23 protein-coding genes and 1 riboswitch are annotated in these 24,491 nt (G+C 71.7%); of the genes, 8 read left to right on the top strand and 15 right to left on the bottom strand.

From position 1 onward, the window contains the following. Positions 1-6: 6 nt before the first annotated feature. Positions 7-1,725 (top strand): IlvD/Edd family dehydratase, encoded by a 1,719-nt coding sequence (locus tag AW271_RS05380; RefSeq protein ID WP_245652932.1) that lies wholly within the window; start codon positions 7-9, stop codon positions 1,723-1,725. 18 nt (positions 1,726-1,743) lie between these two features. After that, positions 1,744-2,799 (top strand): LacI family DNA-binding transcriptional regulator, encoded by a 1,056-nt coding sequence (locus AW271_RS05385; RefSeq protein ID WP_062332550.1) that lies wholly within the window; start codon positions 1,744-1,746, stop codon positions 2,797-2,799. Here AW271_RS05385 and AW271_RS05390 read toward each other — a convergent pair. From AW271_RS05390 to AW271_RS05420, 7 genes are all read right to left on the bottom strand, one after another. Further along, positions 2,784-3,773, bottom strand: coding sequence for a Gfo/Idh/MocA family protein (locus AW271_RS05390; protein ID WP_062332553.1), 990 nt, complete (start codon positions 3,771-3,773; stop codon positions 2,784-2,786). The genes AW271_RS05385 and AW271_RS05390 overlap by 16 nt on opposite strands. Positions 3,774-3,830: 57 nt before the next feature. Continuing rightward, on the bottom strand, positions 3,831-6,137 hold the full coding sequence (locus tag AW271_RS05395; RefSeq protein WP_062332556.1) for a glycoside hydrolase family 3 N-terminal domain-containing protein: 2,307 nt from the start codon (positions 6,135-6,137) through the stop codon (positions 3,831-3,833). After that, the gene (locus AW271_RS05400; RefSeq protein WP_062332558.1) at positions 6,134-7,060 is read right to left on the bottom strand and encodes an aldo/keto reductase; all 927 of its coding nucleotides are present in this window, start codon (positions 7,058-7,060) and stop codon (positions 6,134-6,136) included. Before AW271_RS05400 ends, AW271_RS05395 begins: the two co-directional genes overlap by 4 nt. 1 nt (position 7,061) lies before the next feature. Next, entirely contained in the window at positions 7,062-7,907 is an 846-nt protein-coding gene (locus AW271_RS05405) for an SMP-30/gluconolactonase/LRE family protein (RefSeq protein ID WP_062332560.1), read from the bottom strand. Beyond that, positions 7,907-8,878, bottom strand: coding sequence for an NAD-dependent epimerase/dehydratase family protein (locus tag AW271_RS05410; RefSeq protein WP_218007947.1), 972 nt, complete (start codon positions 8,876-8,878; stop codon positions 7,907-7,909). Before AW271_RS05410 ends, AW271_RS05405 begins: the two co-directional genes overlap by 1 nt. Before the next feature lie 55 nt (positions 8,879-8,933). Continuing rightward, a complete protein-coding gene (locus AW271_RS05415; RefSeq protein WP_062332562.1) occupies positions 8,934-9,299 on the bottom strand; it encodes a tautomerase family protein in 366 nt (121 codons plus the stop codon). An 83-nt stretch (positions 9,300-9,382) separates the two neighbouring features. Further along, entirely contained in the window at positions 9,383-10,429 is a 1,047-nt protein-coding gene (locus AW271_RS05420) for a LacI family DNA-binding transcriptional regulator (RefSeq protein WP_245652934.1), read from the bottom strand. A gap of 356 nt (positions 10,430-10,785) precedes the next feature. Between AW271_RS05420 and AW271_RS05425 the strand changes: the two genes are divergently transcribed. The 4 genes from AW271_RS05425 (at position 10,786) to AW271_RS05440 (ending at position 15,314) form a co-directional block, all read left to right on the top strand. After that, positions 10,786-12,177, top strand: a complete 1,392-nt coding sequence (locus AW271_RS05425) for an ABC transporter substrate-binding protein (protein WP_062332564.1) — start codon at positions 10,786-10,788, stop codon at positions 12,175-12,177. 147 nt (positions 12,178-12,324) lie between these two features. Continuing rightward, positions 12,325-13,149: a carbohydrate ABC transporter permease gene (locus tag AW271_RS05430; protein ID WP_218007948.1), complete on the top strand. Its 825-nt coding sequence runs from the start codon at positions 12,325-12,327 to the stop codon at positions 13,147-13,149. Beyond that, on the top strand, positions 13,142-13,930 hold the full coding sequence (locus AW271_RS05435) for a carbohydrate ABC transporter permease (RefSeq protein WP_062332566.1): 789 nt from the start codon (positions 13,142-13,144) through the stop codon (positions 13,928-13,930). The genes AW271_RS05430 and AW271_RS05435 overlap by 8 nt, the downstream gene beginning before the upstream one ends. Before the next feature lie 13 nt (positions 13,931-13,943). Beyond that, positions 13,944-15,314, top strand: coding sequence for a glycoside hydrolase family 5 protein (locus tag AW271_RS05440; RefSeq protein ID WP_062332569.1), 1,371 nt, complete (start codon positions 13,944-13,946; stop codon positions 15,312-15,314). On the opposite strand, the gene AW271_RS05445 is transcribed toward AW271_RS05440, so the two are convergent. Beyond that, complete coding sequence (locus AW271_RS05445; protein ID WP_062332573.1) at positions 15,311-16,198, bottom strand: NmrA/HSCARG family protein; 888 nt, start codon at positions 16,196-16,198, stop codon at positions 15,311-15,313. The two genes, AW271_RS05440 and AW271_RS05445, sit on opposite strands and share 4 nt — an antisense overlap. A gap of 97 nt (positions 16,199-16,295) precedes the next feature. On the opposite strand from AW271_RS05445, the gene AW271_RS05450 reads away from it, so the two are divergent. Then, complete coding sequence (locus AW271_RS05450; protein WP_157553907.1) at positions 16,296-16,841, top strand: TetR/AcrR family transcriptional regulator; 546 nt, start codon at positions 16,296-16,298, stop codon at positions 16,839-16,841. A gap of 21 nt (positions 16,842-16,862) precedes the next feature. On the opposite strand, the gene AW271_RS05455 is transcribed toward AW271_RS05450, so the two are convergent. The 5 genes from AW271_RS05455 to AW271_RS05475 form a co-directional block, all read right to left on the bottom strand. Continuing rightward, on the bottom strand, positions 16,863-18,077 hold the full coding sequence (locus AW271_RS05455) for an aminotransferase class V-fold PLP-dependent enzyme (protein ID WP_062332579.1): 1,215 nt from the start codon (positions 18,075-18,077) through the stop codon (positions 16,863-16,865). A 15-nt stretch (positions 18,078-18,092) separates the two neighbouring features. Further along, positions 18,093-18,208: riboswitch (SAM riboswitch) on the bottom strand. A 31-nt stretch (positions 18,209-18,239) separates the two neighbouring features. Continuing rightward, complete coding sequence (locus tag AW271_RS05460) at positions 18,240-18,992, bottom strand: GntR family transcriptional regulator (protein WP_062332581.1); 753 nt, start codon at positions 18,990-18,992, stop codon at positions 18,240-18,242. An 8-nt stretch (positions 18,993-19,000) separates the two neighbouring features. Further along, positions 19,001-19,771, bottom strand: a complete 771-nt coding sequence (gene trpA / locus AW271_RS05465) for a tryptophan synthase subunit alpha (protein WP_062332585.1) — start codon at positions 19,769-19,771, stop codon at positions 19,001-19,003. Beyond that, the gene (gene trpB, locus AW271_RS05470; protein ID WP_062332588.1) at positions 19,768-20,937 is read right to left on the bottom strand and encodes a tryptophan synthase subunit beta; all 1,170 of its coding nucleotides are present in this window, start codon (positions 20,935-20,937) and stop codon (positions 19,768-19,770) included. Before trpB ends, trpA begins: the two co-directional genes overlap by 4 nt. A gap of 59 nt (positions 20,938-20,996) precedes the next feature. After that, the gene (locus AW271_RS05475; protein WP_062332591.1) at positions 20,997-21,848 is read right to left on the bottom strand and encodes a nitroreductase/quinone reductase family protein; all 852 of its coding nucleotides are present in this window, start codon (positions 21,846-21,848) and stop codon (positions 20,997-20,999) included. A gap of 411 nt (positions 21,849-22,259) precedes the next feature. On the opposite strand from AW271_RS05475, the gene AW271_RS05480 reads away from it, so the two are divergent. Beyond that, the gene (locus AW271_RS05480; protein WP_062332594.1) at positions 22,260-23,045 is read left to right on the top strand and encodes an isoprenyl transferase; all 786 of its coding nucleotides are present in this window, start codon (positions 22,260-22,262) and stop codon (positions 23,043-23,045) included. Between the two features lie 4 nt (positions 23,046-23,049). Here the strand turns inward: AW271_RS05480 and AW271_RS05485 are convergent, their stop codons facing one another. Both AW271_RS05485 and AW271_RS05490 read right to left on the bottom strand, forming a co-directional pair. Beyond that, the gene (locus AW271_RS05485) at positions 23,050-23,541 is read right to left on the bottom strand and encodes a hypothetical protein (RefSeq protein WP_062332596.1); all 492 of its coding nucleotides are present in this window, start codon (positions 23,539-23,541) and stop codon (positions 23,050-23,052) included. A 95-nt stretch (positions 23,542-23,636) separates the two neighbouring features. Next, entirely contained in the window at positions 23,637-24,491 is an 855-nt protein-coding gene (locus tag AW271_RS05490; RefSeq protein WP_245652935.1) for an alpha/beta fold hydrolase, read from the bottom strand.

Consider the following 24,491-nt stretch of genomic DNA (forward strand, 5'->3'; position numbering starts at 1 on the left):
GAGAACGTGACGCGACGCAGTCAGCACTGGTTCGGGGCCGAAGGGCGCTCCGGCATGCTCTACCGCTCCTGGATGCGCAACCAGGGGTTCGGGCCGGAGGTGTTCGACGGACGGCCCGTCATCGGCATCGCCAGCACCTGGTCGGAGCTGGCCCCCTGCAACGCCCATCTCGACCGGGTCGCCGACGCGGTCAAGCGGGGCGTCTGGATGGCGGGCGGGTTCCCGCTGGTGTTCCCGGTGATGTCGACCGGTGAGACGCTGCTGCGGCCGACCGCGATGCTCTACCGCAACATGCTCGCCATGCAGGCCGAGGAGCTGATCCGGGCCAACCCGCTCGACGGCGTGGTGCTGCTGTCGGGGTGTGACAAGACCACGCCGGGCCTGCTCATGGGCGCGGCCAGCGTCGACCTGCCCGCCGTCATGGTGACCGGCGGGCCGATGCTGAACGGCAAGTTCCGGGGCCAGGACGTCGGCTCGGGCACCCACGTGTGGAAGTTCGAGGCCGAGATCAAGGCCGGCCGCATGTCGGTCGAGGACGGCTACGTCGCCGAGGGCTGCATGGCCCGCTCGAACGGCCACTGCATGACGATGGGCACCGCCTCGACGATGGCGTGCCTGGCCGAGGCGCTCGGCATGCAGCTGCCCGGTTCGGCCACCTGGCCGGCCGTCGACTCGCGCCGCTACGAGGTCGCGCAGGAGGCGGGCAAGCGGATCGTGGCGATGGTCGAGGAGGACCTGAAGCCGAGCCAGATCATGACCCGCGCCGCGTTCGAGAACGCGATCCGCGCCAACGCCGCGATCGGCGGGTCGACCAACGCGATCGTCCACCTGACCGCGCTGGCCGGGCGGCTGGGCGTCGACCTGCCGCTCGACGACTTCGACGCGCTGGCCCGCGACGTGCCGACCATCGTCGACCTGATGCCGTCGGGCCGGTTCCTGATGGAGGACTTCTGCTACGCGGGCGGCCTGCCCGTCGTGCTGAACCAGCTCGACGAGGCCGGGCTGGTCAACCCCGACGCGCTCACGGTGACCGGGCGCACGCTCCGCGAGAACGTGCGGACGGCGGTCAACTGGAACACCGAGGTGATCCGGCCGATGGCCGCGCCGCTCCAGCCCGCCGGGACCGGCACCGCGATCCTGCGCGGCAACCTCGCGCCGAACGGCGCGGTCATCAAGCAGTCGGCGGCCTCGCCCGCGCTGATGACCCACACCGGCCGCGCGCTGGTGTTCGACTCGCCCGAGGCCTACCACGCGGTCTGCGACGACGACGACCTCGACGTCACGCCCGACGACATCCTGATCATCCGGGGCGCGGGGCCGAAGGGCTACCCGGGCATGCCCGAGGTGGCCAACGTGCCGCTGCCCGCCAAGCTGCTGCGCGCCGGGGTGACCGACATGGTGCGGATCAGCGACGGCCGGATGAGCGGCACCGGCTTCGGCACGGTCGTGCTGCACGTCTCGCCCGAGGCGGCCGTGGGCGGCCCGCTGGCTCTCGTCCAGACCGGTGACCTGGTCGAACTCGACGTGCCCAAGCGGAGTCTGACCCTGCTCGTACCGGACGACGAGCTCGCCCGCAGAAGGGCCGAGTGGACGCCCGCGGTCCATGAGGACCTGGGCGGCTACCGGTGGCTCTACCGGGAGCACGTGCTGGGGGCCGACGGCGGCGCCGACTTCGGGTTCCTGCGGGGTGGACGTGGCAGCGACGTGCCGCGCGACTCCCACTGACCTCGGTACGATCGGTTGATGTCCGACTCGTTAGTTTCTCGCGTGACCGTGGCCGACATCGCCGCTGAGGCCGGGGTGTCCCGCGCGACGGTCTCGAAGGTGCTCAACGGCCGGTCGGACGTGGCGCCCGCCACCCGGTCGCAGATCGAGACCCTGCTGGCCCGGCGCGGCTACGTGCCCACCAAACGCACCAAACGGCCGCTGCCGCTCGCCCTGCCCCGGGCCTCGTCCCGGCGGGGCGGGCTGCTGGAGCTGGTGGTGAGCGACGTGAACTCGCCGTGGGCGGCCGAGGTGATCCGGGGCGCCGAGCAGGAGGCGCGGTCGGCCCGGGTCGGCGTCGTGGTGTCGGTGTTCGACAACACGCCGGGGCACGGGCAGCAGTGGCTGGAGGACATCGCCGACCGGGCCCCGGGCGGCATCATCCTCGCCCTGTCGGAGCTGACCCCGGCCGACCTGGCGCTCATCGCCAAACTGGGCTTGCCGGCCGTGCTGGTCGACCCGGTCGGCGACGCCGACGGCACGATCCCGTCGATCGGCGCGGGCAACTGGGGCGGCGGCCTGGCCGCCGCCAAGCACCTGCTCGACCTGGGTCACCGCCGCATCGGCGTGCTCACCGGGCCGATGCGGCTGCTGTGCAGCCAGGCGCGGCTGGCCGGGTGCCGCGCGGCGGTCGAGCGGGCCGGGATCACGCTCGACGACGACCTGGTCCAGCACGGCGACTTCCACTACCACAGCGGGTTCTCGCTGACCCAGGCCCTGCTCGACCGGCCCGAACCGCCGACGGCGATCTTCGCGGGCAACGACGAGCAGGCCCTCGGCGTCTACGCCGCCATCCAGGAGCGGGGCCTGCGGGTGCCCGCCGACGTGAGCGTCGTCGGGTTCGACGACGTGCCGATGGCGCAGTGGATGGCCCCGCCCCTGACGACGGTCCGGCAGCCGATCGCGAAGATGGCGGCGCTGGCGGTCCGGTCGCTGCTCGGTCACCAAGAGGGCGCGGAGATGACCGAGGGCCGGGTCGAGTTGTCGACCAAGCTGGTGGTCCGGGCCAGCACCGCCTCCTATTCGCCGGGGTAACGCAGTCCGGCCTGGGCGCGCACCTCGTCCATGGTGCCCATGATCTGGCACGACTCGTCGAGAGTGAGGACCGGGCTCTCCAGCAGGCCCGCGCGCACGCAGCGGGCGACCTCCTCGGCCTGGAAGCGCAGGCCGTTGCCGGGCACGTCGAAGGTGTAACGCTCGGCCGCGCCGGCGCGCGTGGTGAGGGTGAACGACGTGGGCCGGTACCACCAGGGGTCGATGTCGACGCGCGCGTCGGTGCCGGCGATCGAGGCCCGGTTGGGCAGGAACGCCTCCATGCTGCTGGTCGCCACGCCCTGCCGGCCGCCCTCGTACTTCGTCAGCACGGCCGTCTGGCCGTCGACGCCGGTGTCGCCGAACTGCGTCGAGGCGGTCACCGAGACCGGCGTGCCGAAGACCATCGACAGGAACGAGACCGGGTAGACGCCCAGGTCGAGCAGCGCGCCGCCGCCGAGGGCGGGGTCGAACATGCGGTGGACGGGGTCATGGCGGAACCAGACGCCGTGCTCGGCCACCGCGAGGCGCACGTCGCCGAGCCGCCCTTCGGCGAGCAGCTCGCGGATGCGGACCATGTGCGGCAGGAACCGGGTCCACATGGCCTCCATCAGGAACACCCCGCGGGCGCGGGCCGCCGCGACCAGCTCCTCGGCCTCGCGCCGGTTGATGGTGAACGGCTTCTCGACCAGGACGGCCTTGCCCGCCTCGATCGCGGCCAGGGCGCCGGCGTGGTGGGCGGGGTGGGGGGTGGCGACGTACACGGCGTCGACGTCGTCGGCCGCGAGCATCGCGGCCTGGTCGGCGTAGGCGCGGGGCGCGCCCGTCTCGGCGGCGAACGCCTCGGCGCGGGCCTGCGTCCGCGAGCCGACCGCCACCAGCTCGGCGGCCTCCGTCAGGCGCAAATCGTCGGCGAACTGGCGGGCGATGCCGCCGGTGCCGATGATCGCCCAGCGCAGGGGAGGGGAAGAGGTCATGACAACTCCTGGGAGAGAGAAAGGGGCGGCCCGGCCGACGGGCCGCCCCCGGATCCGTCAGAGGACGGATGCTTCCATGACTCGGTCGAATCCGACAAAACGCCGGGGGCCGGTCATCGTCACGGCGAGCACGGCGCGGACGTCGGCGCTGGACGCGCCCACCCGCAGCTCGACGTCGCCGGGGTCGACCTGCCGCCGCCACGACGCCCCGGTGTAGGAGGTCTGGTCGGCGTGCAGGGTGAGGGTGAGCTGGCGGCTCTCGCCGGGGGCCAGGTCGACGCGGTGCGCCGCGATGAGCGCCTGCACCGGCCGGGCGACCTCGGCGACCGGGTCGTGCAGGTAGACCTGGACGACCTCGGAGGACTCCCGCTCGGTCTCGTTCCGCAGCGTCACGGTCACGTCGAAGGTGCCGTCGGTGGTCCAGGCATCCGGGCCGGTGACCTCGCCCCAGGTGACCGGGGCGTACGACAGGCCGTGGCCGAAGGCGAACAGCGCGCTCGGGTCGACGTTGCTGACCTCGCTCTTCTGGGCCAGCGGCGCGCCGAGGTAGGTGGCCGGCTGGTTGCCGCCGTCGCGCGGGAAGCTCACCGGCAGGCGCCCGGCCGGGTTCGCCCGGCCCGACAACACGTCGGCCAGCGCCGCCGCGCCCTCCTCGCCGGGGAAGAACCCGCACACCACGGCGGCCAGGCGGTCGATCTGCCGGCCGAGCTCGTAGGGGCGGCCGACCAGCAGGACCAGCACGACCGGCTTGCCGGTGTCCAGCAGCGCCTCCAGCAGCTCCTCCTGCCGGCCGGGCAGCGCCAGGCCGGGGGCGTCGCAGCCCTCGCCGGAGGTGCCGCGCCCGAACAGGCCGGCCTGGTCGCCGAGCACGGCCACGATCACGTCGGCGTCGGCGGTGGCCGCGACGGCCGCCGCGATGCCCGCGTCGTCGCCGCCGGTCACCGGCACGCCCTGCGCGTGGGTGACGGCGTACTCGCTCTTCAGCGCGTCGAGCAGGGTGGGGATCTCCACGCCCATGCCCGTCTCCGGGTGGTGCACGCCGACGTGCATCGGGAAGGAGTAGCAGCCCATCATGGCCTGCGCGGTGTCGGCGCGCGGGCCCACCACGGCCAGCTTCGCGCCGGGGGCCAGCGGCAGCGTCGCGTCCCGGTTGTGCAGCAGCACGATGGAGCGGCGGGCCAGCCGGCCGGCCAGCTCGCGCACCTCGGGCCCGTCGAGCACCGGGTCGGTCTCGTGCAGGATGGGCGGCTCGGGATCCCAGTCGGCGTCGAGCAGGCCGAGCTCGGCCTTCTGGACCAGCACCCGGCGCAGCGCGCGGTCGATCAGCGCGAGGTCGACCTCGCCCCGCTCCACCGCCTCGACCAGCGCGGGCCCGAAGGTGTTCACGGTCGGCAGCTCGACGTCGATCCCGGCGGTCAGCGCCAGCCGGGCCGCGTCGGTGGGGGAGGCGGCGACATGGTGCAGGGTCTGCAGGAACGCCACCGAGAAGTAGTCGGCCACGACCGTGCCGGTGAAGCCGTAGGTGTCGCGCAGCAGGTCGGTCAGCAGGGTCGCGTCGGCCGCGACGGGGGTGCCGTCGATGTCGGCGTAGGAGTTCATCACCGACCCCGCGCCCGCGCGCAGGGCCATCTCGAACGGCGGCAGCAGCACGTCGGCGACCTCGCGGCGGCCCGCCGACACCGGGGCGAGGTTGCGGCCGCCCTTGGACGCCGAGTAGCCCACGAAGTGCTTGAGGGTGGCGACGACGCCCTGCGACTGCACGCCCCTGATGTAGGCGCTCCCGATCAGGCCCACCAGGTGCGGATCCTCGCCGATGGTCTCCTCGACCCGGCCCCAGCGCAGGTCGCGGGCGACGTCCAGGACCGGGGCCAGCCCCTGCTGGACGCCGAGGCGGCGCATGGTCGCGCCGATCTGGGCGCCCATCCGCTCGACCAGTTCGGGGTCGAACGTGGCGCCCCAGCACAGCGGGTTGGGGTAGACGCCCGCCTGCCAGGCGGCCACGCCGGTGAGGATCTCCTCGTGCACGAGGGCGGGCACGCCCCAGCGCCCGGCCGTCATGAGGGAACGCTGCGCGGCCGCCAGCGTCGTGGCGCCCTTGACCGGGTCGACCGGCGTGGTGCCGAACGGCCGGGTGAGCTGGCCGATGCCGTCCTTGACCAGGTCGTCCCACGGGATCGGCAGCGCGGTGAACTCGTGCTGGTGGGGGGCCATCTCGCCGTCGGTGTTGTCGATGCCGACCCACACCCCGTACAGCTGGGCGATCTTCTCCGGCAGGCTCATCCGCGCCATCAGCGCCTCGGCCCGCTCCTCGGGGGACCGTCCCGCGTCCTTCCAGGGGGCGGCGGGGGTGTCCACGATGGTCATGTGTCTCTCCGGTTGATGCGGTCGAGTTCGTCCCACAACTCGGCGGGGATCGGGATGGACGCGAGCTCCAGCGTCGCCGCGACGCGTCCGGGTTCGGAGACGCCGACGATGGTGGAGGTCACGCGGGGGTCGCGCAGCGAGAACTGGAGCGCCGCCGCGGGCAGGGGCACGCCGTGGGCGGCGCACGCCGCGGCCATGGCCCTGACCGCCTCGCGGACCGACTCGGCGGTCTCCCGGTAGGCGTAGCGGGGCTGGACGTCGGGGCCCTTGACGAGCATGCCGCCGCCGTAGGGGGCGCCGTTGACGAAGGCGACGTCCTTCGCGTGGGCGTCGTCCATGAGCGGAGCGGCGGAGCGGTCGACCAGCGTCCAGCGGTTGTGGTTGATCACGGCGTCGAAGACGTCGGTGGCGACGAACCGGCGCATCAGGTCGACCGGGCCGCCCGCGATGCCGAGGTGGCCGACGACGCCCTCCTCGCGCAGCGCGACCAGCGCCTCCACGGCGCCGCCGGGGGCCATCGCCTCCTCGAAGGTGACGTGGTACTCGGGGTCGTGCAGGTACATGACCGGCACGTGGTCGACGCCGAGGCGCTCCAGGCTCTCCTCGACCGAGCGGCGCACCCGCTCGCCGGAGAAGTCGCCGGTGTCGGGGTCGGCGTCGGCCTTGGTGGCCAGCACGAAGCCCTCCGGCAGGCCGCGGCGGCGGATGACCGCGCCGATGCGGCGTTCGGCGCTGCCGGCGCCGTAGTTGTTGGAGGTGTCGAGGAAGTTGACCGGGCCGTCGAACACGTCGTCGATCGTCGCCTCGGCGCGGGCGTCGTCGACGGCGTAGCCGTACAGGTCGGGCATGCTCGCCAGCGGGCTGGTGCCGACGCAGATGGGCGTCACGCGCAGGCCCGTCCGGCCGAAGGGCCGTTCGTCCATCTCAGATCACGAACCTGTTCGCGGGTCGGCCGCGGTGGCCGGGCTCGGCCCGGAAGATCGCACCGGCGGCGGGCTGGTCGCGGAGCTGCGCGGGGGAGAGCTCCTCGGTGGAGGTGGAGATGTAGAGCAGGCCGAGGTCCGGCCCGCCGAACGCGCACGAGGTGACCTGGGTGACGGGCAACTCGACGACCACGTCGGGCTCGCCCTCCCAGTAGCGCACCACCCGGCCGCCGCCCCAGAAGGCCACCCACACCCCGCCCTCGGCGTCGACGGTCAGGCCGTCGGGCATGCCGGGCTGGTCGGAGGTGTCGGCGTAGGTCCGGCGGCCGGTCATGTCGGCGTCGAAGACGTCGATCCGCCGGGTGGGGGTGTCGACGTAGTAGCAGCGGGTGCCGTCAGGCGACCAGTCGATCCCGTTGCTGCACGTCACGCCGGTCAGCACGGTGTGCAGGGACCGGTCGGCGTCGAGCCGGTAGAGGGCGGCCGCGCCGGTGGTGAAGGCGTAGGCCATGCTCCCGGCCAGGTAGCGCCCGGCCGGGTCGACGTTGCCGTCGTTCATCCGGATCTCCGGCCGGCCGGCCAGCGGCGCGGCGAGCCGTTCGGTGACCACGCCGCCCGAGGTCAGGGCCATGCCGTCGCCGTCGGCGATCAGCAGGGTGCCGGGGTCGGTGGTCATGTGCACGGCCGTGACCGGCGCGGGCAGGTCGACCCAGTGGACGTCGCCCTCCGGCCCCGCGTCGAAGACCCGGCCCCGGGGGATGTCCACGAACCGCAGGCGGCCCGCGACGTCGTCCCAGGTCACTCCCTCCAGGTGGACGCCCCCGACGTCCAGCCAGACGTCCGCCATCAGCGGGCCGGCGGGGTGATCGCCGCCAGGGCGGCGTGGTGGGCGGCGACGAGCCGGCCGAGCACCTCGTCGGTGGCCGCGTCGGGACGGGTCTGCCCGGGGTTGGCCGACCGCCAGGCGTGCAGCCGCCGGGCGCCCTCCGACCACGTCGTGGTCGGGTTGAAGGCCGGCACGAACCGCTTGATCTTGCTGTTGTCGAAGACCGCCGTGTGGGCGAGGTCGCCGAGGATCAGCGTCGACCAGAACCAGTCGGGCGCGACCGTCGGCAGGAACTCCGAGGGCAGGTGCACCAGCCGGGGCTCGACGTGCTCGGTCCTGGCGATGATGCCGTAGATCTCGTCCCAGGTCAGCGACTCGTCGGAGGTGATGTGGAAGTCCTCGCCGATCGCCTGCCAGTTGCCGATCAGGCCCGCCAGGCCGACGGCGAGGTCGCGGGCGTGGGTGAGCGTCCACAGGCTGGTGCCGTCGCCGGGCACGACCAGTTCGTCGCCGCGCGCGATGCGGTCCCAGGCGGTCCAGTCGCCGGGCAGCGGCGGGTTGGCGTCGTCGTAGGTGTGCGACGGGCGCACGATCGTGACCGGGAACGCGCGCTCCTCGTAGGCGCGGTGCAGCACGTCCTCGGCGGCGATCTTGTCGCGGGCGTAGGCCAGGTAGGGGTTGCGCCGGGTGGTCGACTCGGTGACCGGCCACTGCCGCACCGGCTTGTGGTAGATCGAGGCGGAGCTGATGTGGACGTACTGGCCGACGCGGCCGTCGAGCAGGTCCACCATGGCGGCGGCGTCGCCGGCGCCGAAGCTGAGGAAGTTGACCACGCTGTCGAACGCGGCGCCCTCGAACACCTCGGCGAGGGACGCCGGGTCCTGCACGTCGCCCGTGATGGGCGTGACCCCGTCGGGAGGGGGCGCTTGCTGGTCTTGCCGCGGTTGAGGACGTACACGTCCTGTCCCTGGCGGACCGACTCGGCCACGCACGACGAGCTGATCGTGCCGGTGCCGCCGATGTAGAGAACCTTCATCGTGAAATCTCCTAGTTGCGGGACTTGCCGGCGTACCAGTCCTCGAAGCCGTTCTCCACGACGCTGATCAGCAGGTCGTCGTTGCGGATGCCGAGGTCGGCCAGGTTCTTCGCGATCAGGTCGAAGGTCGCCCACTTGGTGGTCACGTCGTACATGTGGACCATCTGGATCTGGATGCTGATCAGGTCGCGGCGGTCGACGCCGTTGTACCCGGGGTCGGCGACCAGCTCGCCGGGGGCGTGCGTGCGGAAGATCTGGAACTTGTCGGTCGGGTCCATCCCGAGCCCGTCCACCAGAGCCTGGTGGACGCCTTCGCTGATCTGTGGGCCCAGCCGTTCGGCGAGGGAACGGTCGAGGTCGATCTGCACGAGAGGCACCGGGGACTCCTTCAAAGAAAGTTTCGGGAATTATCCGAAACTCCGAGCATTCGGAGACACCGTAGGGCTGACTTTTCCGGACGTCAAGACTGTTTCGAGGAAGTTTCGGACGGCGCGGCGGTGCTGTCCCTGATCACCAGGCTGGTCGAGAGCTCCAGCCGCAGCGGCTCCTCCGCCGGGTGCTCCGACTCCAGCACGTTGCGCACGGCCAGCATCGCCATCTGCGCCAGGGGCTGCCGGATCGTGGTCAGTTTCGGGGTCGTCCACTCGCAGACCTCGGTGTCGTCGAAACCCACGACGCTGAGGTCGTCGGGCACCCGCAGGCCCCGGGCGTGCACCTCCTCGTAGACGCCGGCGGCCTGCTGGTCGGAGGCGGCGAACACGGCGGTCGGAGGTTCGGGCAGGTCAAGCAGGTCGGCCGCGCCGAGGCGGCCGCTCTCGGGGTAGAAGTCGCCCGGCCGGATGAGGCGCTCGTCGACCGGCAGCCCGGCCCGGCGCAGCGCGGCGCGGTAGCCGTCGAGGCGCTCCATGCTGCACGGCACGCCGTCGGGCCCGGTGATCATGCCGATGCGGCGATGGCCCAGGTCGATGAGGTGCTCGGTGGCCGCGAACCCGCCGGCCCAGTTGGTCGCCCCGATGGTCGGGATGTCCTTGTCGAAGCCGCCGACCTGGTCGACGACCACGAACGGGGCGTCGATCGTGCGCAGCCGGGCCGCCCCCAGGTGCTGGGTGCCCGACCCGACCAGGACCACACCGTCGGTCGGCCGGGAGGCGATGGCGGCCAGCCACTCGCGGGGGTTGGCCTGCCGGTCGTGGGTGACGGTGAGCACCAGCCGGGCCCCCAGCCGGTAGGCCTCCTGCTCGGCGCCGCGCAGCAACTCGCTCGCCCAGGCGGTGTCGAGCTCGGTGATCACGAAGTCGACCAGACCCACTTTGCGTGGCTCTGACCTGGCCCTTCGCTGGTAGCCTGTGGCCTCCAGCGCATCCTGCACGCGTCTCCGGGTCTCCGGGCCCACGGCGTCACGGCCGTTGAGCACCTTGCTCACGGTCGGCACGGATACCCCCGCCGCCGTGGCGACCATCGCGATGGTCACCCGGTCGGCGCGCCTGGTTGTGACCCGCTTCGGCACGACACCTCATCATGCGTAGATTCGATCTGTCGAAACTTTCCATCACCGTAGCACCGGCCGGGTCGGTGCCGTCCAGAGCGCTCGTGAACTGGGCTTATTCGGATCTATGCCCGAGACGGCGCTCCGGATGGCCGGTGGCAGCGCAGGTGACAAGATCCAGAGTTTCGAAACTCGACGGAAACAATTTAGCCCAAATTCTTGACACTGCCGAGAGCTCGGTGTTTCTCTCTTTCGAGACCGCTTTCGAAACTTTCGGAGTTTTCGGAAGCCTTGCCTGATCCGGCTCTCGACTTTTCTCACGGGGCGGAACGGCGTCAGTACCACGGTGCGTGCCTATCACGCGCAAGGAGAGACACATGCTGGGATCTTCGCGAATCTGGAAGCGTCGTCCCCTCGGGTTCGCCGCCGCGATCATGAGCGGCGCGCTGGTGCTCGCCGGTTGCGCCGGCGGCGGGGCGCCGGCGGGGGGCGCCGCCCAGAACGCGGATCAGGGATCCGCCGACTCGGGCGAGATCACCTGGTGGGGCTGGACCCCCGACGCGGCGCCTGCCGAGGCATACATCAAGGCCTTCAACAAGGCCTACCCCAACATCAAGGTCACCTTCAAGAAGCTCACCATCGACGGCTACGACGCGGCGATCCGGCCCGCGCTCGCCTCGTCGGTCGGCCCCGACGTCTTCGACGTCGCCCCGGGCGCGGCCAACGGGTCCGTCGACATCTACGGCGTCAACGCCATCGACCTGAAGCCCGCCGTGGAGAAGGCGCTCGGCGCCGACTGGGAGTCGAAGCTGGCCCCGATCGGGGTCTCCAGCCTCAAGAACGGCGACAAGCTCGCCGCCCTGTCGGTCGGCTCGGTGTTCTCCGGCACGGTCTGGATCAACAAGGACCTGTTCGACAAGTACAACCTGCAGCCCCCCACCAACTACGACGAGTGGAAGAAGGTCTGCGCGACCTTCAAGGCCAACGGCGTCGGCTGCTTCGTGCAGGGCGCGGCCCAGACCGCGTTCAACGAGGACACCCTCCAGGCGATCTCCAACAACGTCCAGCCGGGCGTGTGGGAGAAGGCCCTCAAGAAGGAGGTGCCCTGGACCGACCCGACGATCGTCAAGGCGCTCACTCTCTGGAAGGGCCTGTTCGACGACGGGATCATGCAGGAGGGCGCCCTCGGCACCCAGCAGTACCCCGACGCCAACAACGGCTTCATGTCCGGCAAGTACGCCATGGTCATGATGGGCAGCTGGTACATGCAGTACTCCACGGTCGAGGGCATGACGGCCGCCATCTCCGGCGCCGGCGTCGCCGACCCCAAGCCGTTCACCCAGCTCCCGATCGCCTTCCCCGACATCGCGGGCACCGGCAACGTCGGCTCCCTCTACGGTGACGCCGACTTCGGCCTGGCCGTGAACCAGAAGTCGAAGAACATCGCCGCCGCCACCACCTTCGCGACCTGGCTCGGCACCTCCGCCGAGGGCCAGCAGGCGGTGGCCGACATCCTCAACGACATCCCCGCCCTGGTCAGCGCCCAGCCCAACTGGGACACCGTCAAGCTGGTCAACCCCGAGGCGCAGCAGCCCGCGCTGGAGAAGCTGATCGCCGACGCCGGCAAGTCGGACGAGCCCCGTCTGGCCACGGTCGTCGCCGACCTGCAGACCGCGATCGGCGTCGCGTCCACCACGGTGGCGGCCGGCGAGGCCACCCCCGAGGAGGCCGCGGCCACGCTGCAGGACACCGCTTCGAAGATCAAGTAACCCCCGAGGACGGAACCCTTGACCTCCACGACCACATCGAAGACCGGGGCACGCCGTCCTTCCGGATCCTCCGCTCCGGGACCCGGTTCCCGGAGCGGGGCGATCCGCCCCTCCGGCCTTCCCTGGATCCTGCCCGCGTTCGTCTTCGTGGTCGGCATCCTCTACTACTGCATCGGCGAGACGGGCTACCTGTCGACCCTCGACTGGGACGGCACCAGCCCCACCCCCACCTCGGTGGGCCTGCAGAACTACCAGGACATCCTGGTCGACCCGATCTTCTGGCAGGCCATCTGGCACACGGTGATCTTCTTCCTGGTGACCTTCACCGCGCAGACCGCGATCGGCTTCGTGTTCGCGGCGCTGCTGCACTCGAAGGTGAAGCTGGCCACCGTCTACAAGGTGATCGTGTTCACGCCGGTCGTCATCGCGCCGGCCACGATGGCGCCGGTGTTCCGGCAGATGTTCGCCGCCGACGGCCAGCTCAACTGGTTCCTCGACCACGTCGGCCTGGGCTTCCTCTCTCAGCCCTGGCTGGCCCAGTCGAGCACGGCCATGCCGGTGATCATGTTCATCACCGTCTGGAACTTCACCGGCCTGACCTTCGTGCTCTACTACGCCGCGATGGGCCAGATCGACCCCGAGGTGCTGGAGGCCGCGCGCACCGACGGCGCCAGCAACCTGCGCACCCTCGTCAGCATCGTGTGGCCCGGCGTGCGCAGCACCACGGTCGCGCTCGCCATGCTCAGCGTGATCGGCGCGCTGAAGACCTTCGACATCCCCTACCTGGTGACGATCGGCGGCCCCAACTACGCCACCGAGTTCCTCGGCACCTACATCTACCGGATCAGCATCCCCAGTGCCCACGTCGGCTACGGGGCCGCGCTGTCGATCATGCTCCTCGTGCTGGCCCTGCTCGGCGCCATCGCCGTCGCCGCCCGCTCCAACCGGAAGGACGGTGAGAGCGGTGTTTGAGGCCCGCCGCCCGTCGGCCAGGCTGCTGCTGCAGATCCTGGTCACCGCGATGGTCATCCCCTACCTGTTCCCGCTGGTCGTGATGGTCCAGGGGTCGCTGGCGGGGGAGGGCTGGGGCAACTACCGCGCCGTCTTCGAGGTCGGCACGATCGGCACCTTCTTCAAGAGCAGCGTCATCATCTCGGTCTCGACGATCATCATCGTGTACGTCCTGACGATGCTCGCCGCGTTCGGCTTCTCCAAGCTGCGCGTGCGCCGCAAGGAGGTCTACTTCTGGATGATCCTGGCGGCGCTGACGCTGCCCGAGGTCGTCCTGCTCACCCCGTTGTTCGCCACCACGCTGGCGCTCGGCGTCTACGACACCTACTGGGCGGTCGTGCTGCCGCTGGCCGCGCTGCAGATCCCCTTCACCGTGCTGATCGCCCGCCGGTTCGTCGACGGCGTGCCCGACGCGCTGTTCGACGCCGCCCGCATCGACGGCGCGAGCACGTTCACCTCCTTCCGCTACATCATCATCCCCATGACGCGGCCGATCGCCGCCGCGATCGTGGTGCTGACCCTGATCGGCTCGTGGAACGCCTACCTGCTGCCGCTGGTCCTCATCCAGGACCCGGCCCAGCAGACGGTGACGCTGCTGCCGCAGTTCTTCGTCAGCCAGTTCAGCAACGACCAGACCAAGGTCCTGGCCAGCGCGGTGATCACCGCGATCCCCGAGATCGTCGCCTACCTCTGCCTCCAGGGCCTGTTCGAACGCGGCCTGTCGGCCGGTGCCATCAAGTAAAGGAACCCCTCACATGACCTTCCTCCGGGTCGAAGGACGCCAGATCGTCGACGAGTCGGGCGCCCCCGTCCGCCTGCGCGGCGTCGCGGTCGGCGGCTGGCTGAACATGGAGAACTTCATCACCGGCTACGCGGCCAACGAGGCGCTGATGCGCAGCACGGTGCGCGAGGTCCTCGGCGACGAGAAATACGAGTTGTTCTTCGACCGCCTGCTGACCGCCTTCTTCAACGAGGACGACGCGAAGCTGCTGGCCGAGATGGGCATGAACTGCGTCCGCCTCCCGGTCAACTACCGCCACTTCGAGGACGACGAGCGGCCCTTCGAGTTCAAGACCGAGGGCTTCAGGCACCTCGACCGGGCCGTGGAGGCGTGCGCGAAGCACGGCATCTACACCGTCATCGACCTGCACGCCCTGCCCGGCTCGCAGAACCACCACTGGCACTCCGACAACATCACCCACCGCCCCCTGTTCTGGGACCACCCCCACTTCCAGGACCGCGTGGTCAAGATGTGGGAGCACATCGCCGAGCACTACAAGGACAACCCCTGGGTGGCCGGCTACAACCCGATCAACGAGCCCGCCGACGAGTCGCGCAAGGTGGTCGGCCCCGTCTACACCCGCCTGGTCAACGCCATCCGGGCCATCGACGACCGGCACATCCTGTTCCTCGACGGCAACACCTACTCCACCGAGTTCGACGTCTTCGACGAGCCGTGGGCCAACACGGTGTACGCCGCCCACGACTACGCCGCCCCCGGCCTGGGCGGCGGCGGCCCCTACCCGGGCGAGACCGCAGGGAAGCACTGGGACAGGTCCACCCTCGAGGAGAAGTACGCCGAGCGCACCGAGTACAGCAACCGCACCGGCACCCCGGTGTGGGTCGGCGAGTTCGGCCCCATCTACACCGGCTCCGAACCCCGCGACGCCGAGCTCCGGCAGCTGCTGGCCGACCAGCTCGACATCTTCAGGCGCGACGACGCCGGGTGGTCGATCTGGATGTACAAGGACCTGGGCCGCCAGGGCCTGGTCACGGTGCGCCCCGACTCCCCGTACCTGAAGCGGTTCGGCGACTTCGTCGCCAAGAAGGTGCGCCTGGGCGCCGACCAGTGGGGCAGCGACGGCACGGGCGTGGCCGAGGTGACCGGCCCGTTCTACCAGATGATCGCCGACGAGTTCCCCGGCTTCGACCCCTACCCCTGGGGCCAGTACGACTGGGTGCGCACCCTGCTGCTGAACCTCACGGTCGCCCAGCCGCTCGCCTACGAGTACGCGGAGTTGTTCCGCGGCCTGACCGACGACGAGCTGATCGCCCTGGCCGACTCGTTCGCGCTGGCCAACTGCGACGTCCGCACCACCCTGCGCGACCAGATGATGGCCGGTTAGAGGTACTGGCGCGTCCACTCCTCGAAGGTGGTCAGCGGGATGCCGAGCGCCCGCGCGTACTCCGGACGCGCGGGCTGCCCGACCGCCCCGGTCCGTTCGTGCGAGATCCCCGCCCAGACGGGCATGCCCAGGGCGAGCGCCTCCTCCTCGGTCAGGTCGGGCGCGGTCAGCTCGGCGCCGAGGGCCTTCGACATGACCGCCGCGATCTCCGTCATCGTCAGGAGCTCGCTCGCCAGCTCCAGCTCGACCCCGTGGAACCGCTCGGGGTCGAGCACGGCCGCCGCGGCGGCCCGCCCGATGTCGTCGACCGCGACGAGCGAGAGCCGGGTCTGCGGCTTCAGCACCGTGACCAGGCCGCCCTGGACCCCGCGCGGCAGCAGGTAGGCGGCCGAGGGCAGGAAGTTCTCCATGAACCAGCCGGGGTTGAGCAGCGTCCAGTGACGGAACCCGGCCTCCCTGACCCGGTCCTGGATGCCGGACTTGGTGGTGTAGTAGGGCTGCAGCGCCGCCCACCGCTCTCTGGTGATCTTCTGCGCGGCCCCCGACACGGCGGTGTGCACGAACTGCGGCACCCCCGCGGCCAGCGCCGCCTCGATCAGGTTCTCCGCCTGGACGCGTTCGCCGTCGAAGTCGATGGCGTCGTCCTGCATCGGCGGCATCTGCACCGAGAACACGGCCCGCACCCCGTCCACGGCCGCGTCCAGCGAGCCGCGGTCGGTGAGATCGCCCGTGACCAGATGGGCCCCGAGCGCCTCGACCGCCTTGGCCTTGGCCGTCGAAGGATCCCTGACCAGGGCTCTGACGGGCACCCCCGCCGCGATCAGGGCGCGGGCGGTCGCGCCTCCCTGTTGTCCGGTGGCGCCGGTGACCAGTACCTGGGACATGGCACTCCTCTTCCGATCATAAACGGCGGGGTCCGCCGTTTCTGTTTCGGTACGATACGGAGACCCCCGCCGTTTAGCAATCCCCGAGGTGAGGCCCATGCGCGCCGACGCCCAGCGCAACTACGCGCGGCTGCTCGCCGTCGCCGAGGAGGAGATCGCGCTCAACGGCGCCGACGCGTCACTGGAACAGATCGCCCGCGTCGCGGGCGTGGGATCGGGCACGGTCCGCCGCCACTTCCCCAACCGGCACGCCCTGCTGGCCGCCGTCTTCCGCGACCACGTCGAGACCCTGTGCGCGCACGCCCGCGACCGCGTCGGCCGCCCCGACCCGAGGGCGGCCCTGCTGGAATGGCTCAACGCGGTGACGACGTCGGCCGCGACGATCCGCGGCCTGGCCATGGCCCTCAACCGCGACCAGGTCACCGGCGACGAGCACGAACACTGCGCCACCGGACAGCTCACGGAGGCGGGCGAACCCCTGGTCCGTCAGGCCGCGGCCGTGCTGGCCCCCGGCGTCACCATCGCCGACCTGCTCGCCCTGATCACCGGCATCGCCCTGGCCACCGAACACCACCCCGACCCGGCCGCCGAGGCCAACCGCCTGCTCTCCCTGGCGGTGACGGGCCTCAGCCCGGCGCCCTGAGCGGCCGGCCGGCGGCGCGGGTCAGGCGGCCTGGCTGCGCGCGGTGAGGGCGCCGAGGGCGGTCAGCAGGCGGTCGACGTGTTCCTCGGTGCTGCCGAGGCCGATCGAGGCGCGGACCGCGCCGCCGATCTCGTCGCAGCCGCCCCGCCCCACGCCGAGCAGGTGCCGCACGAACGGGTGGGCGCAGAACTTGCCGTCGCGGACGCCGATGCCGTGCTCGGCCGACAGCCGTTCGGCCACCTCGCGGGCGGTGTGCCCGTCGACGACGAACGAGACGATGCCCACCCGGGGGTGGTCGGCGGGCCACAACGCCAGCTCGTGCACGCCGTCGATGGCGGCGAGGCCGGTCCGCAGCCGGGTGAGCAGGCGGTCCTCCTCCTCGACGAGGCCGGCCCAGCCGGTCTGGTTCAGGTGGTCGCAGGCCGCGGCCAGGGCGATGGCGCCCAGCACGTTGGGGGTGCCGGCCTCGTGCCGGGCCTCCACGTCGGCCTGCCACTCGGTCTGGTCGCCGACGGCGACCGTCGCGCCGCCGCCCTTCAGGTAGGGCTCGGCCCGCTCCAGCCAGTCACGGCGGCCGATCAGCACGCCCGCGCCGAAGGGGGCGTACAGCTTGTGGCCGGAGAAGGCGACGTAGTCGAGGTCGAGGGCGGCGACGTTCAGGGGGCGGTGGGGGGCCAGCTGGGCGGCGTCGACCGCGATGCGGGCGCCGTGCCGGTGGGCGATGTGGGCCAGGCCGGCGATCGGCCACAGTTCCCCGGTGACGTTCGAGGCGGCCGTGACGACCAGCAGCGCGGGACCGTCGATCGCGGCGAGCGCCTCGTCGGCGGCGCGGACGGCCTCACCGGGCAGCGCGGGCGGCGCGAGGCGCACGGGGGCCGGCCAGGGGAGGAGGGTCGCGTGGTGCTCGGTGTCGAAGACGACCACCGTGGTGCCCTCGGGCAGGCTCCGGGCCAGCAGGTTCATCGCGTCGGTGGTGTTGCGGACGAACACGAGCGCGTCGTCGGGCCGGGCGCGGGCGAACGCCTTGATGGTGTGCCGGGCCTGCTCGTAGCGGGCGGTGGTCAGCTGGGAGGCGTGGCCGGCGCCCCGGTGGACGCTGGAGTAGGCGGGCAGCGCGTCGGCGACGGCCTGGCTGACCGCCTGGAGACAGGGGGCGCTGGCGGCGTAGTCGAGATTGGCGTAGGGGACCAGGGCGCCGTCGCGAACGGGCACGTCAAGGGAGAAGACAGGGGACATGACGCCTCCAGGCGAGTCACGCGCTTGCCCGCCGCACCCCGCGACGGACCAGGTCTTCACCCGGGGCACCCCGCCGCGGACGCGAGGGTTGCCGGCCAGCAAGCCGGGGCTGTGCGCTGGCACTCATGACCTTCGCGAGGACTATAACATCCCGTTTCGGATCTACTTTGTAAAGGCACCGGTCCAGTGCAACGACAGGTCGGTCGCCTTGCGCTCGGCCCGGATCTCCATCCACTCGCCGAGGATCGTGGCGTGGTCGACGACGATCGGCGTGCCCCGGTCGTCGTAGGTGACACGCTCGCTGACGAACACCGGGCCGCCCGCCGGGCGGCGCAGCCGCGCCGCCACGGGGGCGGTGAGCAGGGCGGGCCTGATGCGCTCGGTGGCCCGGTGGATGCGCGCGCCGGCGTCGGCGAGGGCGGTGTAGAGGGGGACCTCGGTGAAGTCGGCCGCCCTGACGGCCGAGGCGTGCGGCTCGGCGACCCACGAGATCTGGTGGACGACGGGCCGGTCGCCCAGGTGGCGCACCCGGACCAGCCGGAGGGCCCGCAGTCCGGCCGGCGCGTCGCCGAGCAGCCGGGTGAGGGAGCGCGGGGCCGGTCGCAGCGCGGCCGAGACCACTTCGGTGCGCAGCGGATGCCCCTGCCTGCGCAGGTCGTCGCCGAGGCTGCGCAGGGTGTCGAGCGGGTATTCGGCGCCCGGCCGCGTCACGTAGGTGCCCCGGCCGGCCCGCTGCTCGATCAGGCCCTCGCCGCTGAGGACCTGCAACGCCTGCCGCAGCGTCATCATCGTCACGCCGTAGGAGGCGCTGAGCTCACGCTGCGCGGGCAGGGCCTCGCCCGCGCGGTAGTGACCCGACCTGATCTTGTCGCTCAGGTCGTCGGCGATGACGCGGTAGCGGGGCGTGCTGCTCATCGGGCTCCCTAGTCGAGTGCGCGGCGCATGCTCGCCACATACTCTCCCAGTTCACGCGGCCGGGCGCCGTCGAGAAGGCGGCGCATCAGGGCCGAGGCGACCACGACGCCGTCGGCGTGCCGGGCGAGCTCGGCGGCCTGGCGCGGGCTGGAGACGCCGAAGCCGAACAGGACCGGCCGGTCGGTGAGCTCCTTGAGCTCGCGGCCGAGCCGGGCGGCCTGCTCGGGCACCTCGTCGCGTTCGCCGGTGGTGCCCATGCGGGTCAGCGCGTAGACGAAGCCCCGGCTGCGCGCGGCGATCTCGCCCAGCCGGGCGCGGGGGGTCGACGGCGCGGCCAGCAGCACGAGGTCGAGGCCCTCCTTCACGGCGGCGTCGGCCAGCTCGCCGGCCTCCTCCAGCGGCACGTCGGGCACGATGAGCCCGCGCAGCCCGCTCATGGCCAGCGCCGCGCAGAACTTCGCGCCGCTCCGCTGGAAGACCAGGTTTCCGTACGTCATCGCGACCAGCGGCACCCCGACGTCGAGCGCCGTGACCTCGTCGAGGATGCCGGTGACCGTGGTCCCGGCGGCGATGGCCCGGTCGGAGGCCTCCTGGATGGTGACGCCGTCGAGCATGGGGTCGGAGAAGGGGAAGCCGATCTCGACGGCGTCGGCCCCGGCGTCGGCGTAGGCGCGGACGACGTCGGTCCATCCGGGGGCGGCCCCGGCGGTGACGTAGGGCACCAGCAGGCGCCCGGTGGCGCGGCGGGCGAGCAGGAACGTTTCCAGGGACGTGGTCACAGCAGCTCCTTGATGGACGCGATGTCCTTGTCTCCCCGGCCCGACAGCGTCAGCATCACGGACGACCCCGGCGCGATCCGGCCGGATCCGGCGGCCCTGATCACCCAGGCCAGGGCGTGGCACGACTCCAGCGCGGCGACGATGCCCTCGGTGCGGGCCAGGCGCACGAGCGCCCGGACGACCTCCTCGTCGGTGACGGTCGCGTAGCGGGCCCGGCCGCCGTCGCGCAGGTGGGCGTGCTCGGGCCCGATGCCCGGGTAGTCGAGCCCGGCCGCGACCGAGTGGGCCTCGGTGACCTGGCCGTGTTCGTCCTGGAGCACGAGCGAGCGGAAGCCGTGCAGGACCCCGGCCCGGCCGGAGGTGGCCGCCGCGCCGCCTTCGGCCTCGACCCCGACGAGCCGGGCGGTGGTGCCGACGAACCCGGCGAACGTGCCGGCGGCGTTCGACCCGCCGCCGACGCACGCGACCACGTAGTCGGGCACCGCGGCGGGCAGTTCGGCGGCGCACTGGGCGCGGGCCTCCTCGCCGATGACACGCTGGAACTCGCGCACCATCCACGGGTAGGGGTGCGGGCCCAGCACCGAGCCGAGGCAGTAGTAGGAGTCGTCGGTGGACGCCACCCAGTGGCGCATCGCCTCGTTGCAGGCGTCCTTGAGGGTCCGGCTGCCGGTGGTGACGGGCACGACCTCCGCGCCGAGCACGTTCATGCGCAGCACGTTGAGCTCCTGGCGCTCGATGTCGCGCTCGCCCATGAACACGGTCGCCCGGAGCCCGAGGAGCGCGGCGGCGGTGGCGGTGGCGACGCCGTGCTGCCCCGCGCCGGTCTCGGCCAGCAGCCGCCGCCTGCCCATGCGCTGGGCGAGCAGCGCCTGGCCGACCACGTTGTTGATCTTGTGGGAGCCGGTGTGGGTGAGGTCTTCCCGCTTCAGCAGCAGCGTGACGCCGAGCTCCTCGGACAGCCGCCGGGCGGGGGTCAGCGGGGTGGGGCGGCCGGCGTACACGGTGAGCAGGGTGGTCAGCCGGTCGCGGAACCCGGGGTCGGCCCAGGCGTCGCGGAACGCGGCCTCGATCTCCTGGCAGGCCGGGATCAGCGACTCCGGCACGTATCGCCCGCCGTAGTCGCCGAACCGGCCGGTGGTCCCCGGGTCGCTCATCAGGGTGGTCATGGACGTCGTCCTCCGACTGTTCTAGAACAGCATCTGTTCTAGAACAGTACCTCACGGAGTCACGGACGCGCCGGAGGCCACGGGATCTCCGCCAGGAGGGGAAGCAGCACCTCCTCCTCGTAGTCGAGGTGCGCGGTCAGCTCCGCCGCCATGCGGTCGAGTTCGGCCCGGAACCGCCGGGGGTCCGCGCCGCCGATGTCGGCGAGCAGGGAGGCCAGGTCGCCCTGGATGCGCGCGACGGTCCGGTGTTCGGCGGCGAGCCGCTCGAAGACGCCGGCCAGGTGGGGGTGGTGCGGGGCCATGCCGGGGAACAGGTGGCCGTCCTCGCTGGTGTGGTGGAACTCCAGCGCCTGGCAGAACGCCAGGCAGCGCTGCCGGATCTGCAGGCCGAGGCTCGGGGGTTCGCCCGGCTGGGCGGCGAAGTGGGCGTCCACCTCCGCGCGCACGTGGCGCAACTGCCCGCGCAGCCAGGTGTGGACCTCGACGAGCTTGTCGGCGAGATTGGCGATCACGCGCGGTTCGCCGGGATCGGCGCGCTCCAGGACCACGACCGGGGGCGTGCCGGTGGTCTGGGCGCGGTGGTCGTGGTGGCCGGGGGAAGCGCGCACGACCTGCTCGAACAGCTCGTCGTGGCCGGCGGGTGTCGCGGGGGCGTTCAGGGCCTCGAACAGTTCGTCGCGCCGGGTTCCTTCGGCGGGCACCGCGAGGGCGTCGAAGGTCTCGCCGCCCAGTTCGACGCGGACGGCGGGATGGGCGAGCAGGTCGTCGTACCAGCCGGGGGAATCGTCCGGGCCGGAGCCGACGACCAGCAGCAGGTCGCCGTGGCGGACATAGGGCAGGGGAGTGGTGGTCGGCTCGCCGGACGTCGCGCCGGTGGTGGTGAGCAGCAACAGGTCTGATGGCGTGGGCATGCGGATGTGTCTCCGGAAGACAGGGGAAAACGCGGCAGGTCAGAAAGAGGGGGAGTGTGCACTCATTGGAGAGACCCCTCGAAGTCGGGATGCTCGCCCGATCACCGGCCGGCCCACTGCTCTTTGGCCGGAGTCACGCGACATCGGGGCTCATTAGACCGGCCGTCCGCCGTCCCGTCAACGCAGTTGGAAATCTACTTAGTAAAGACGCTGGGTTGTGGCAGTAATCTTCAGCTTGCAGACGACAACCCTCCACGAAGGGAGAGCGCGGCGCTCCGAAGCGGCGTGACCAGGGCTGACAGGGCGCCGCTGTGATCGTCATGGGTGCCTTCGTGCAGAAGGCCGACGGGTCAGGTGAGGGTTCGGTGCAGGCGGTTGTCGGGGCGAACGGGGCCGGTCGACGATGGCGTCATGGTGGGGATGCGACGGCGGGTGCGGGGGATCCTCGACCGGATCTACGTGCGGAGGCTGGCGGGCCGGCTGCCCCGGGAGCTGATGCCGCGTCATATCGGGATCATGGTCGACGGCAACCGGCGGTGGGCGCGGTCGGCGGGTTTGCGTGATCCGGCCGACGGCCATCGGGCGGGTGGGGCGAAGATCCCGACGTTCCTGCGCTGGTGTGACGCGTACGGGATCGAGCAGGTGACGATCTATCTGCTCTCGGACGACAACCTGGGTCGCGGGGAGGCGGAGGTCGCGGCGCTCCTGGAGATCATCGAAGGGGTGGTCGAGGAGCTGGCGGCGCCGGGCCTGCGGTGGGAGGTGACGCCGATCGGGAGCCTTGACCTGCTGCCGGACGCGACGGCGCGGGCGATCAAGGGGGCGGCGGCGCGGACGGCGGGCCGGCGGGGCGGCGTCAGGGTGAACGTGGCGATCGGTTACGGGGGTCAGCGGGAGATCGCGGACGCGGTGCGGTCGGCGATCGGTGAGCGGCTGGCGGCCGGGGTCGCGTTGGAGGAGATCCTGGACGGGTTCGACGCGGCGGTGATCTCGCGGCATGTGTACACGGCGGCGCAGGCGCCGCTCGACATGATCGTGCGGACCAGCGGCGAGCAGCGCCTGTCGGGTTTCATGTTGTGGCAGTCGGCGTACGCGGAGATGCATTTCTGCGAGTGTTACTGGCCGGACTTCCGGGAGATCGACTTTCTGCGGGCGCTTCGTTCGTATGCGGGCCGGGGCCGGCGGTTCGGCCGGTGAGCGGTTATTCGTGGCTGCCGGTGAACTCGTCGATGGTGGCGGTGGTCTGGGTGACGCCGGTGAGGACGCAGTTGGCGCCGAGGTCCAGGAGGCTGGTGGTGGTGCGTCCGGTGAGGTGGGCGGCGCCGCTGTCGAGGGTGTAGGCGGTGAGGTCGCCTCGGTGGCTGGCCTGGTTGGCGGTGGTGGTGGTGCCGTCGTTCCAGGTGATGGTGAGGCGGGTGTAGCCGGGGCCGATGGGGCCGGGGCACTGGGTGGTGAGGTTGCCCTCGATGTGGATCCTTCCGCCGGTGATGGCCGGGTGCCGGGGCGAGCCGCAGACGCCGAGGTCGCCGTTGGCGGTCATCCAGGTGGTGTTCTTCCGGTAGGTGATCGGGGGCGTGTAGTGGAGGCTGATGCTGCCGCCGTGGCAGGTGATGTCGCCGGTGTCGGCGGCGGCGGCCGACGGGAGGGGGGTGAGGGTGAGGGCGAGCGCGGCGGCGTACAGCAGGTGGCGCATTGGGATGTCCCTTCTGTGGAAGGGCTCCATGATGTTCATGGGTGGGTGGTGCGGGAGCTTGTCGACGTGCCAGGGTTTGCCGGAATTTGGCCTGGTCAGCGGGCGAGGAGTTCGCGGAGCCGCCCGGTGATCTCGGCGGGGGCCTCTTCGGCCATGAAGTGGCCGGCGGTGGTGGTGTGGTGGTGGAGGCCGGGGGCCCAGGCGCGCCAGAGGGCGGCGGCGTCGTAGCCGAGGGCGGCGCCCCAGTCCTGCTGGACGACGGTGACGGGCATGGTGAGGCGGTTGCCGGCGGCGCGGTCGGCGGCGTCGTGGTGGACGTCGACGCCGGCGGAGGCGCGGTAGTCGGCCACGATCGACGGGATCGCCTGCCGTGAGGCGGTGAGGTAGGCGTCGCGGACGTCGTGGAGCGCGGCGGGGTCGCGCACCCACGCGTCGAGGAAGTGGCCGAAGAAGGTGTCCGGGTCGGCGGCGATGAGGGTCTCCGGCAGGCCGGGCGGCTGGGCCATGAGGTAGAGGTGCCAGGCGACGGCGGCGGAAGCGCCGTGCAGGACGTCCCACATGTCGAGGGTGGGCAGGACGTCGAGGCAGGCCAGGTGGGTGACGGCGGCGGGGTGGTCGAGGCCGGCGCGAAAGGCGACGAGGGCTCCCCGGTCGTGGCCGGCCAGCGCGAACCGTTCGTGGCCGAGGGAGCGGGCGAGGGCGACGACGTCGGCGGCCATCTCGCGTTTGGAGTATCCGGTGGCGGGTTTGTCGCTGTCGCCGTATCCGCGCAGGTCGGGGCAGATGACGGTGTGGGTGGCGGCGAGGTCGGCGGCGACGTGCCGCCACATGAGGTGGGTCTGCGGGAAGCCGTGCAGCAGGACGACGGCGGGCCCGTCGCCGCCCACGGCGGCGTTGAGGGTGACGTCGTCGGCGACGGGGACGCGGTGGTAGGTGAAGTTCTCGATCAC

Origin of the sequence: Herbidospora sakaeratensis (assembly GCF_001570525.1) — a bacterium.
In the GTDB taxonomy this organism is placed as follows: domain Bacteria; phylum Actinomycetota; class Actinomycetes; order Streptosporangiales; family Streptosporangiaceae; genus Herbidospora; species Herbidospora sakaeratensis.